This is a genomic window from uncultured Ilumatobacter sp. (assembly GCF_963980585.1).
Lineage (GTDB): Bacteria > Actinomycetota > Acidimicrobiia > Acidimicrobiales > Ilumatobacteraceae > Ilumatobacter_A.
Genome location: NZ_CAXCAM010000005.1, coordinates 86646 through 98112, shown reverse-complemented (window position 1 = coordinate 98112; position 11467 = coordinate 86646). Strand labels below are relative to the sequence as shown.

The window sequence follows — 11467 nt, the reverse complement described above, 5'->3', positions numbered from 1 at the left end:
AGCCGGTCAGCCGGTCAGCCGGTCAGGGCAGATCAGAGACGGCGCGGGCCAGGAGATCGGCGTCGATGTCGATGGCGAGCCAGAGAGAGGGAACGGCGTCGGGGTCATCGACCGCGGCGTTCACGTCGTCGGGCGACGTCGTGGCGATGACGAGATGGCCGTGTTCGGCGGCTTCGCTGAGCACTCGGCCCTGCGCGGGAAGGACGAACGAGATGCCGAAGGTGCAGCGCACGGGCGAGGTGATCATGATGGCGAGCACGAAGAGGTGCGTCGCCTCCTCGGTGACCTGCTCGGGCGCCAACGCAAGGGCTGCCGCTTCTGTGCGAATGTCGCCGATGCCTTCGACCGCATGCACTCGAGCGAGGTCGGCGATGGCCCCGTCACCCGGACCGACATCGATCACCGCGGTCGGCCAGTAGCCACCGTCAGCATCGAGGGTCATGCCGATGTCGGCAACGGCGAAAACCGGCGTGTCGGTCGGCCCGACTTGGTCGGTCTCGGACTCAGTCAATGAAGGGCAACTTCAGGTTGGGAGTGGCGCCAACAGACAGCGGCGTCGGGCCGTCAGAGCGCAGCCGATGCCATCCCGCTGCTGCGATCATCGCAGCGTTGTCGGTGCACATCGCCCGACTGGGCAGGAACCCTTGGATGCCGTCTCGAGCGCAGCCTTCCAAGATCTCCTCGCGCAGGAGCGAGTTCGCTGCAACACCGCCGCCGAGCACGATGCTGGTGGCCCCCGTCGCCTTGGCCGCGGCACGCGACTTTGCAACCAGCACGTCGACCACGGCGGATTGGAATGACGCTGCAACGTCAGCTGAGCTCACGTCGGGATGCTTTCGGACGTAATTCATCACTGACGTTTTCAGTCCACTGAAGGAGAAGTTGTAGCTGTTGTCCATCAGGGCCCGCGGGAACTTGATCGCATCAGGATCACCGAGGAGCGCTGCTTCGTCAATCGCCGGCCCACCTGGGTAGCCGAGGTCGAGGAAACGGGCAACCTTGTCGAAGGCTTCGCCTGCTGCATCGTCGATGGTCTGCCCGAGCAACCGGTAGCGGCCGTGGTCCTGCATCTCGACCAACATGGTGTGCCCACCGGAGACGAGCAGCACGACGAGTGGGAACTCGAGCGTGGGATCCTCCAGCGATGCGGCGTACAGATGCGCCTCCATGTGGTTGACGCCGATGAACGGCACGTCCCAGGCCAGCGCAAGGGACTTCGCCGCCGACACACCGACGAGCAGCGCACCGATCAAGCCGGGCCCCACGGTGCATGCAACCGCATCGATGCGCGAGTCCTCGACCCCCGACTCGACGATCGCTCGCGCGATCACCGGGTTGAGCACATCGAGGTGCGCACGCGAGGCGATTTCGGGGACCACGCCACCAAACTCGGCATGCAGATCCACCTGAGTCGACACCACACTCGAGACGACGTCGTACCCACCCATCACGAGTGCAGCTGCGGTCTCGTCGCAACTGGTCTCGATGCCCAAGATGAGGGTGGACTCGTCGATCGTCAGGTCGTCATTCACCGGCGCTGTCATGGCTGGCCTCTCGAATCGTGTTGAGCCGGGTGCGATAGCCATCGCCCTGGATGTCGTGGCACCACATCACGATCGCGTCTTCGACGTTGTCGTAGTAGCGCTGGCGCACGCCAGCGGACTCGAAGCCAAATTCCTCGTACAGCCGCTGGGCGCCGTAACTCGACAGACGCACCTCCAGCGTCCACGCGACGCAGCCGCACTCCACGGCGACCTCAGCCAAATGCAGCATCAGCGCTCGGGCGACTCCTTGACGACGAGCGTCAGGATCGACGGCAACGTTGGTGACGTGCGCCTCGTCGACGGCAAACCACACCCCGGCATAACCAACGATGTTGCCGTCTTGGCGTGCCACCACATAGTGGCGGGTACCGGACCGCATCTGGTCGATCTCGCTGACGAACACGTTGTGCGACCAACCCACCGGATAGGCCGCGGCCTCGATGTCGAGAATGCCATGGCGCAGATCGCGCTTACGCAACGGTGCGATCGAGAAACCTTTCTCGTGCTCGCGGCCGAGCAACCGCTCGAGGACGCTCATGTGCGCGCCGCCCGGGTCGACCAGTTGATCTGAGCATCCGGCGCCCGGAGGTAGACCGGCTCGATTTCACGCGGGTTGACCCACTCTTCGCGCAGTGCCCGGGCATGCGCGAGCTGCACGAGCGGCGCCGCCGATGGGTGGGCGTCGCCACCGATCTCGCAGTGGAAACCTTCGAGAATTTCGTCGCGGTACCGAACCGCACCGTCGCCGACCAACAGGACGTCCTGACTGCGGGCCATCAGGTCGGCAACCAGGTCCTCGATCGGACCGACCGCCGGCTCGGCAACCTGCTGCACACCGCCGGGCACTTGGCGATACATGGCATAGAACACCTCGCCCTTCCGGGCGTCGATGACCGGCACGATCACACGATCGGTATGCCGACACGGGAAGGCAAGCAGGTCCAGTGAGGTGATGCCGATCATCGGGATCCGCAAAGCCTGCGCAATCGCCTTGGCCGAAGCCAGCCCGACACGCATTCCCGTGAAGAGCCCCGGCCCCACATCCACCGCGACGACGCTGATCTCGTCCAACTCGATGCCTGACTGTGTGCACACGAATTCGATTGCCGGCACCAAGGTCTCGGCGTGTCGCCGACCCTTCGTGACCTCGAACAGACCAATCACTCCTTCGTGTCCGCCGATCGACACGCTGACGCGCTCCGTGGCGGTTTCGATACCCAAGATCAACATGTGAATTCCGCCAGTCGGTTGCGTAACAAGTCCCAACGGGAGGCCCACGTCGAGCCGGTCCCAGCCACATCGATCAGTCGGCCGCGGTCGAGTGTCAGTTCGTCGGTCTCGTCGTCGGGGTCCTGATCGAGATGGATGGTGAGGTGATCCCCAAAGAACCCCTCGACCACGTCGCCCCACTCCACCAGCACCACGCCACCAAATTCTGCAAGCTCGCCGAGCGCAAGGTCCGCAACCTCTGAGGTGCGGTCGAGCCGATACAGGTCGGCATGATGCATCACGCGGATGCCACGCACTGCGGTACCGAGGTCGTAGCTGTGCACCAGCGTGAACGTTGGCGACGTGATCGGCTCCCCGATTCCGAATGCGGCGCCAAAGCCCTGTGCGAATGCAGTCTTGCCCGCACCCATTTCGCCAGCGAGCACGATCACGTCACCGGAGCGCGACACAGCGGCGACGGCGGCGGCCACAGCGTGGGTGTCGGCAATCGACGATGCTCGAAGGTGCAACATCAGCCATCGATGCTACGGCGCGGGAACCGAGGCACACGCGACGATATGCCACACACGATTTCGTAACCGATCGTGTCCAATCGGTCAGCCCAGTCCTCCGCGCGAATTGTCTGCTCGCCGTCGGGGCCGTCTTGGTTGCCGATCAGCACCACGTCGTCGCCGACGTTGACCTCGTCATCACCGCAGTCGACCATGAGTTGGTCCATCGTGACGCGGCCGACGATCTGTCGCCGACGACCGCCAATCAGGACTTCACCGCCCGTTGATGACAGTCGGCGCGGCACGCCGTCGGCGTAACCGATGGGAATGGTCGCCACCGTGGTGTCGCGCTCGAACTTGTGGACGCGCCCGTACGAGATGCGGCTCCCGGCGCGCGCCATCTTCACATACGACACACGAGCGCGAAGTTGTAGTGCAGGTCGGAGGTCAGCACAGAGGTCATCGACGCCGTGTCCAGGCGATACGCCATAGATCGCGATCCCGGCGCGCACCATCGAACGTCGAGTCTCGGGATGGGCCAGTGTCCCCGCAGAGTTGGCGAGGTGAATGAGCGGCACGGAACCCACCCGCTCGATGACGTGTTCGAGCGCACCGTCGAAACGCTCGACCTGGCGAGCGGTGAAGGCGTCCGACGGATCATCGGCAACAGCAAGATGGCTGAACACGCCGGCAAGCCGAACCGCTGGCGCACGTTCGGCAATCGACTGCGCCATGGCCGCGGCAGCATGCGGGTGCGCGCCGACACGCTGCATGCCGGTATCAATCTTCAAATGCACGGGCAAGCCGGTGGGCCCGACGGCGACGAGTGCGTCGAGGAACTGACGGGTGTACACCGTCGGCGTCAGACGGTGCTCGACGATGTGCCCGGCCGTCTCGGGCGGCTGCTCGCTGAGCAGCAGGATCGGTGCGTCGATCCCGGCCCGGCGCAGTTCGAGCCCTTCGGCGACCAAGGCAACGCAAAGCCCTTCGGCACCCGCGTCCATCGCGGCCCGGGCCACATCGACGGCACCGTGGCCATAGCCATCGGCCTTCACGACTGCCCAGACTGCAGCGGGGTCAGCGACTGCGCGGAGGGACGCGACGTTGTGACGAATCGCACCGAGATCAATCTCGACCCAGGCCCAACGGGTGTCGCTCATTGCGCGATCACTTCCATTGGGACGAGAGTACGCCAGCGAGCGCCATTGGCAAGGTGCTTGCAAGATCACCGGCGAGCATTCCTCGCCGAGGCAGCAGCGCTCCCGCCTCGGCATGCAACCAGGCAGCAGCCGCTGCCGAGCGCAGCGGATCCAGCCCGCGGGCCAATCCAGCGGCGATGATGCCGGTCAGTACGTCACCAGATCCAGCAGTCGCCAGGCGCTCATCACCATGGTCGACCACCAGCGCTGCTCCCCTCGGATTCGCAACAACCGTCGTCGGCCCTTTCAGCAACACGGTGCACTCCAGGTGTGCAGCGAGCTCGCGAGCGGCAGCAACACGATCCGGTCCGGGGAGCGATCCGGTCAGCTCGCGGAACTCGCCGTCATGCGGTGTCAACACGGTCGGATGCGACCGTCCCGCCAGAACGCCGGCAGCGCCTCCGTCGGCATGTGCGAGCGCGAACAGTCCGTCGCCGTCGACCACCACCGGCTGCGGAGCCGAAGCGACGCATGCCCGCACGGACTGCAGCGTTCCGTGGCCACGCCCGAGGCCCGGACCGATAGCCAGCGAACCGAATCGGTCGGCCTCGGCCAACACCTCGGCCGACCAGTCCTCGGCCGACAGCAGGGTCTGCACAATTTCTGGCCGACAGGCGACCATGAGGCCGGGAGCAGACAACTTGACCAGCCCAGCTCCTGCTCGCGCTGCGGCCTCGGCGGCGAGAGCGGCCGCTCCAGACATTCCCTCGCTCCCAGCGACGACGCGCACCGCGCCTTGCCACTTGTGCGCGTCGAAAGGTCGCTCCGGCCACCACGCCCCGACGTCAGCGCGATCGACGCGGTGACATGTTGCAGCGGACACATCGAGGCCGATGTCGACAACGTCGATGGTCCCTGCGCGCTCCGCGCCGGCTCCGAACAGCAACCCCGGTGCAAGTGCCTGGAAGGTCACGGTGCGGTCCGCTGCGATAACGCTCCCGCTGATCGTCCCTGTCAGCGCGTCGACCCCACTCGGTATGTCGACAGCGAGCACCGGCGAGGTGCCGACATCAGGAGCATCCCAAGCGCCGCGGAAACCTGTCCCGTAGGCCGCGTCGATCACCAGATCTGCCGCTGGCAGCGCCGCAGGTGCCAAGGCTGCATCGATGATCTCGACGTTCACCCCTCGCGAGCGCAGGATGCCGGCGGCAACGCGCCCATCGTTGCCATTGTTCCCTTTGCCCACAATGACGCGGACAACCCGTCCGTACGAGCCGCCGAGCATCTCGAGTGCGACGCGCGCCACTGCTCGGCCAGCGCGGTCGATCAACTCCTCGATCGATTCTGGGGCGCCCGCATCGACCGCCGCCATCTCGTCCGGAGTGAGGATCGGCTGCATTGTGCGGTGGGTCGAGTGCTTGCTATTTCACGTGCTGGTTATGCGGTGAGCGTCTCGCGGAGTTCGCGTTTGAGGAACTTGCCACTTGCGTTCCGCGGCAAGGGCTCCCCGAGGATCCAGATCCGCTCAGGGATCTTGAACTTGGCCAGCGATGTGCTCAGGAACTCTCGAAGCTGGTCCTCGGTGAGCGATGTCCCGTCAGCAAGCACAATGGCTGCACCGACGAGTTCGCCGAGACGGTCATCAGGAACGCCGAAGACGGCGGCCTCGGCAACGGCGTCATGCTGGTAAATCGCCGTCTCGACTTCGCTGCAGTAGATGTTCTCCCCGCCGCGCAGCACCATGTCCTTCGCGCGGTCGACGATGAACACGTAGCCGTCTTCGTCGATGGTTGCGATGTCACCGGTACGGAACCATCCATCTTGAATGGCCTCAGCGGTCGCCTCCTCGCGGTTGAGGTAGCCCTTGATGACCACCGAGCCGCGCACACAGAGCTCGCCGACACCGCTGTTCGGCACGTCGTCGCCGACCTCGTCGATCAGCTTGCCGTCGAGGGTCGGAACGATACGTCCGCACGATGCGGGCTTCGCGACGTACAGCTTGCCGGAGTTCGCCGTCACAATGCCGTGTGTCTCGGTGAGGCCGTAACCCGTGCTGGGCGCGGTGCCCTCTTGCGACTGGTCGATTTTCTCGACGAGGTCGGGCTGCAGCGGCGCTCCACCACCACCCAGGCCGACGAGCGTTGAGGTGTTGCGAGTCTCCCAATCCGGATGCATCAGCATCTCACGACTCATCGTGGGCACGCCCGAGAAGTTGGTGACTCCTTCCCGCTCGATCAGTTCGAGGGCCCGCGCAGCATCCCACTTGTAGGTCAGCACCAGCTTGGAGCCCGAGATCGTGGCGGGATGCAGCAGGCAGTTGTTGGCCGTGACATGGAAGAGCGGCGTCGGAGCCATGAACACGTTCTGCTTGTTCGGGTCCGCTGGGGGCGCTGGATCTTTGCCAGCTTTGGCTCCGACCTTTGCTTCTGCGGCTCCTGCCACGCCGGTCATGAACGCCAGATTGAGCAGGTTGTGCACCGAACCGCGGTGCGTGAGCTGCGCTCCCTTGGGGAACCCGGTCGTGCCGGAGGTGTAGAAGATGCACGCATCGTCATCAGGGTCGATGTCAGCAGCGGGGAGTCCCGCTGGCGCCGTTGCAGGATCGATGACGTCGTCCCAGTGGTCGGCGCCCTCGGGGAGGTCACCCTCGGTGCGTACGGCGATGACGTGCATCGCATGCTTCTCGCGCAGCTTCGAGAGGATCGGAACGACTCGCTCGAGGCGTTCGCTGTCGGCGATGAGCACCTTCGGGGCCGAATCGGCAAGCCCGTATTCCATCTCATCGGTGGTCCACCAAGCGTTCATCCCGACACAGGCGGCGCCGATCGACACGATGGCCCAGTACCCAAACACCCATTCGGGATAGTTACGCATCGCAAGCGCGACACGATCGCCCGGGCCAACGCCGTGCACATCACGAAGGTGATGTGCCAGAGCACGGATGTTGGCATCTGATTCGGCGTACGTGTAACGCTCATCTTCGAACACGACGTAGTCGCGGTCGCCATAGCCAGTCGCCAGCTCCCACACGAACCGCATTGAGGGCGGCGCCGCTTCGTACACGCGCATCGGAACGCCTCGGACTTCGATGTCCTTCATGGCGAACTGCGACCCCGGCTGGGTCAGTTCGGTCCAGGCCTCTTGAAACTCTTCGAGCATCGGGAGATTGTCGCACCCGGTCCGGCGATGTCACCAATTGGGGGCCAGCCCAGCCGACCGCTCCGAGCCCTACTCGCACACGACGTATGCCGCCGCGACCAAATCGCTGTGGGTCAGACTGAGGTGCCAACGCGTGACGCCTGCTGCTTGGGCCAACTCGGCGGCACGTCCAGTGATCGCCAGGCTCGGCGCGCCCGACGCTGCCCGCTCCACCCACACATCGTGGAAGCTAAAGGCGCCGAGGCCCAGCCCAAGCGACTTCATCACAGCTTCGCGAGCGGCAAATCGGGCCGCAAGCGACGGGATCGGGTCAGATTGTGGCGCGACGTAGTCGAGTTCGATCTGCGTGAAGACTCGTGTCCGCATCGATGGCGTCCGCTCCAGCGTGGTGCGGAACCGCTCGATGTCGACGACGTCGATCCCGATCCCGATCATCGGACCCTGATCACCAACTCGAACATGTCTCAACGATTCCAGTGATCGGCGGTCTCAGAGATCGGACCGATCAGCAACTGTTCGACCGGCAATTCGCCGAGCAGTGAGTCGTCGAAGGCGCCCTCGGTCTCGGTGACCCAGTCGACGAGGCGGTCATACCGTCGGTCGTAACCCTGCATGACTCCCCGCATCACATCGGCGGGCAACTGCTCGTGGAAGGCAACGTGGAGCAACGTGATTCCCGTTGCCTGACCCGCCTTCATCTCGGGCACGAAAATGAGGGTCCGGCCATCGCTCCGCCCACGACCGACGAGAATCTCGCCCTCGGAAGCAACGCGATGCTTGGTGCCACGCAACACAGCGTTGGCATCGACGCGACTGACCAGCCCACGTGCGACGCCGCCGCGATCGATGACAGAGATCGAGTCGCCGTCGATGCCATACCGGGTGTAGCCGTGGACAGCAGCGACTGCCGGATCGAGATCGGCGAGCACTTTCAGCGTGCGATAGCTCAACACGTCGCGGCCAGCGCCGGCCTGGATCACGGCTTGCACGAGGGCTCGGTCGATGATTCCCTCGTCGCTGCGCGAGATGCCGACGGTGACCGTCTTTGCCTGGTGCTTGATCGTGTCAACCGGGCGCGTGAGCTCCTCGATCACCTTGGTCAGTGCCGAGACGAAGTCGTCGATCAATGCGCTGGGTGAGCCGACTTTGCCGCTCTGGCGTGAGTACGCGTGCACGGGCCGGTCGGACAACACGTGACCGAACATCGCGGCCAACCGGACTGCGGTGGACGCTTCCAGGTGCCCGTCGTAGGTCCCGGAACGAAGACCATCGTCAAACGCAGTCGAGAAGCTCGGGACTTCGGCTGCGACTCGCTCGAGTGTTTCGTCGCTCGACAGGCCGAGTCCTGCGAGCTGCTCAACGACCTCGCGCGCTTCGCGCAGGGGGCGGGCAGAGGCATCGATCGCCAACGCGGCCTCGTACCCGAAGAGGTGACCGACCATTGCGGACAAGATGAATCCAAGCGCCGGGTCGACCGCCGGCACCTCGATGGTCGCGACGGCGTTGTAGCGGGTCTCACCGTCGTTGGCGACGACAATCGGAGTCGCCTTGTGCGCCTTGAAGATGGCCACTTCCTTGGCCACGTCATCAGCCGTCGATCCTTCGAGGCCGGCGGCGCAGACCAAGATCAGCGGTTCCGACGACAGGTCGATGTGCTTCTTGTCCTCCGTCGAGTCGCAGGCCATGGACTTGTAGCAGAGCTCGCTGAGCTTGATCCGGACTTCTTCGGCGGCGACCTTGTTCGGTCCGTTGCCGACGACGGCCCAATAGCGCTTCGACGGGGCGAATCGGCGAGCAGCGTCGGCGATGCCCTCACGTCGACTGAGCACTTCGCGCATGGCCTCCGGCAGCGCGCGGAGCGCATCGAGGAGCTGGGACCGACGCGTGGACAGACCCAACGAAGCAGCATCAGCAATTGCACACGCCAGCACGGCGCCTGCGGCGACCTGCGCGTAGAACGCTTTGGTCGAGGCGACGGACATTTCCACGTCGCGGCCGTCGGAGGTGTACAACACGCCGTCGGCCTTGTCGGTTAGGTCGCTGCCGCGCCGGTTGACGATGCCGATGACCGCCGCCCCACGCGAGCGCAGCAGGTCAACGGTGCGATTGGTGTCGGTCGTGGTGCCCGACTGGCTCACCGCAATCGCCAGCGTGTCGCTCATGTCGAGACGCATGTTGAAGCCCGACAACTCTGTTGCAGTGATTGCGTCGACGTCCAGGACCGACCCGGTGAGCTCATCGAGGATCGCTGCCATGCTCTGCCCGGCGACGGCAGCGGTGCCCTGTCCGATCACGCGCACGCGAGTGATCGTTCCTGCAGCCAACCGTTCGACGATCGATGCCGGCAGCGCCCGGTCGCCGACGACGGCGCGCAGCTCGCCATCCGCTTCAACGATCTTCCCGCGCAACGTCTTGGCGAAGCTGTTCGGCGACTCAGAGATCTCCTTGAGGAGGAAGTGCGGGGCGTCGCCGCGGTCGATGTCTCGAGTGGTGACTTCGGCGACCGCGATATCAGCGTCGACAACCGGTATCTCGGCGCCGTCGTAGGCGAGGCGAGTGATGCCCTCGAGGTCACCCGACTGCGCCCCGTTGAGCACGACGATCTCGCCCCCTCGCTCGCCGTCCATCCGGACGTATCGCTCGGTCTCTTCGACGACTCCGTAGGGCTCGCTCGCGACCACATAGCAGTCATCGCCCAGACCGATGTACAGACCTTGACCACTCCCCCGCAATGCGAGGAAGAGCGTCTCTGGTGCTGCAGCGGTGGCGACTCCAATGGCGATCGAACCCTCGAACACCGCCACCGTGCGACGGAAGGACTCGGCTGGAGCGACTCCGTCGGCGAGGTGGCGCGACATCAATGTCGGGATCACTTTGGCGTCGGTGGTAATCGGTGCTGGGATCCCCAAGGAGTGCTCGGCGCGCAGGTCGGCATGGTTGTCGACGTCCCCGTTCAAGGCGGCCACGACATACGGTGCCGGCGCGGTGCCGGCGGACTGCTCGAGCTCGACCGAGTTGAGCGGGTGCGTGTTCGGCTCAGAGATGATTCCGACGCTCGCCCAGCGCGTGTGCCCAAGCAGCGCGACGCGAGCAGTCGGCGCTTGGAGCGCACGGCGGAGCAACGCGTCGGACCGAAGGGCCGCGCGCAGAGCAGCGGTGTTATCGCCCAGCTCACCGATCTCCGCGGCAGCTTTGTAGACAAACGAGAGGGAGTCGCCGGACACTTCGACCGATCCCGACTGAAACAACGGGTCGTGGCCGCGTTCGGCAAGCAGCGTTGCCAACGCGTCGGCGCTGATGTCGTGACCCCACAGATACAGGTGGACCCCGGCGGAGTCGCGTCCGCGCACTTCGAGTCGGTCAATGGCGGAGAACGCCTGTTGGGCAACGAGATACCCGGAAAGAGAAGAGGGTGATGCTTCCGGCCCTGCGAGGCTCTCGACCTCGCGAACAGTTCTCAGTCGGTCGTGAGCGATGGTCCACACCGCGTCCTTCAACGTGATCAGGTCGGCGTTCGCGCGTTCCAAAGCGTCAGCCGTGAGGCCACCCATACCCTCGTCAGCATCACGACCGTCCTCTCCGGCGAGCGTGCTCGCATCGAGGTCCGACTCGATCTGGGCGGCGAACGCATCGAGTTGATCGAGCCGACCAGTGATCGAGGCAACGAGGTCAATGCGACCGGCCAATGCCAGCACGCCAGGCAGACCCTTGAGCAATGCATCGACCGCTGCAGCTTCGCCAGCGACCGCCAACACATCAGGCCGAGCGGCCAGTGCTGCATCGAGCCCCGCGAGAATCTGATCGTCAGTCGGAGTGGGCCTCGTCGGTGGCCGGCTGACAATTCCAATGATGCCGCACATGAGGGTTGCAGGCTATCGACCTGGGCCACCGGGTCAGGGCCACT

General features: G+C 64.9%; 10 protein-coding genes. All 10 read right to left on the bottom strand.

Annotated elements, in window-relative coordinates; translation table 11 throughout:
* Positions 1–22 precede the first annotated feature (22 nt).
* The gene (locus tag ACH2DW_RS03235) at positions 23–511 is read right to left on the bottom strand and encodes a hypothetical protein (RefSeq protein ID WP_394928271.1); all 489 of its coding nucleotides are present in this window, start codon (positions 509–511) and stop codon (positions 23–25) included.
* On the bottom strand, positions 504–1544 hold the full coding sequence (tsaD, locus tag ACH2DW_RS03230; protein WP_394928270.1) for a tRNA (adenosine(37)-N6)-threonylcarbamoyltransferase complex transferase subunit TsaD: 1041 nt from the start codon (positions 1542–1544) through the stop codon (positions 504–506). The genes ACH2DW_RS03235 and tsaD overlap by 8 nt, the downstream gene beginning before the upstream one ends.
* On the bottom strand, positions 1525–2082 hold the full coding sequence (gene rimI, locus ACH2DW_RS03225) for a ribosomal protein S18-alanine N-acetyltransferase (RefSeq protein ID WP_394928269.1): 558 nt from the start codon (positions 2080–2082) through the stop codon (positions 1525–1527). Before rimI ends, tsaD begins: the two co-directional genes overlap by 20 nt.
* Positions 2079–2774 carry a tRNA (adenosine(37)-N6)-threonylcarbamoyltransferase complex dimerization subunit type 1 TsaB gene (gene tsaB, locus ACH2DW_RS03220; RefSeq protein ID WP_394928268.1) on the bottom strand — a complete coding sequence of 232 codons (696 nt, stop codon included), beginning with the start codon at positions 2772–2774 and terminating at the stop codon, positions 2079–2081. Before tsaB ends, rimI begins: the two co-directional genes overlap by 4 nt.
* On the bottom strand, positions 2768–3286 hold the full coding sequence (tsaE, locus tag ACH2DW_RS03215) for a tRNA (adenosine(37)-N6)-threonylcarbamoyltransferase complex ATPase subunit type 1 TsaE (protein WP_394928267.1): 519 nt from the start codon (positions 3284–3286) through the stop codon (positions 2768–2770). The genes tsaB and tsaE overlap by 7 nt, the downstream gene beginning before the upstream one ends.
* Positions 3286–4425 (bottom strand): alanine racemase, encoded by a 1140-nt coding sequence (gene alr, locus ACH2DW_RS03210; RefSeq protein ID WP_394928266.1) that lies wholly within the window; start codon positions 4423–4425, stop codon positions 3286–3288. The genes tsaE and alr overlap by 1 nt, the downstream gene beginning before the upstream one ends.
* 7 nt (positions 4426–4432) lie before the next feature.
* The gene (locus tag ACH2DW_RS03205) at positions 4433–5803 is read right to left on the bottom strand and encodes an NAD(P)H-hydrate dehydratase (protein ID WP_394928265.1); all 1371 of its coding nucleotides are present in this window, start codon (positions 5801–5803) and stop codon (positions 4433–4435) included.
* A 38-nt stretch (positions 5804–5841) separates the two neighbouring features.
* Positions 5842–7563, bottom strand: a complete 1722-nt coding sequence (locus ACH2DW_RS03200; protein WP_394928264.1) for a class I adenylate-forming enzyme family protein — start codon at positions 7561–7563, stop codon at positions 5842–5844.
* Positions 7564–7632: 69 nt separating this feature from the next.
* Positions 7633–7998, bottom strand: coding sequence for a holo-ACP synthase (locus ACH2DW_RS03195; RefSeq protein WP_394928263.1), 366 nt, complete (start codon positions 7996–7998; stop codon positions 7633–7635).
* Positions 7999–8027: 29 nt separating this feature from the next.
* Positions 8028–11423, bottom strand: coding sequence for an SIS domain-containing protein (locus tag ACH2DW_RS03190; RefSeq protein ID WP_394928262.1), 3396 nt, complete (start codon positions 11421–11423; stop codon positions 8028–8030).
* Positions 11424–11467 lie beyond the last annotated feature (44 nt).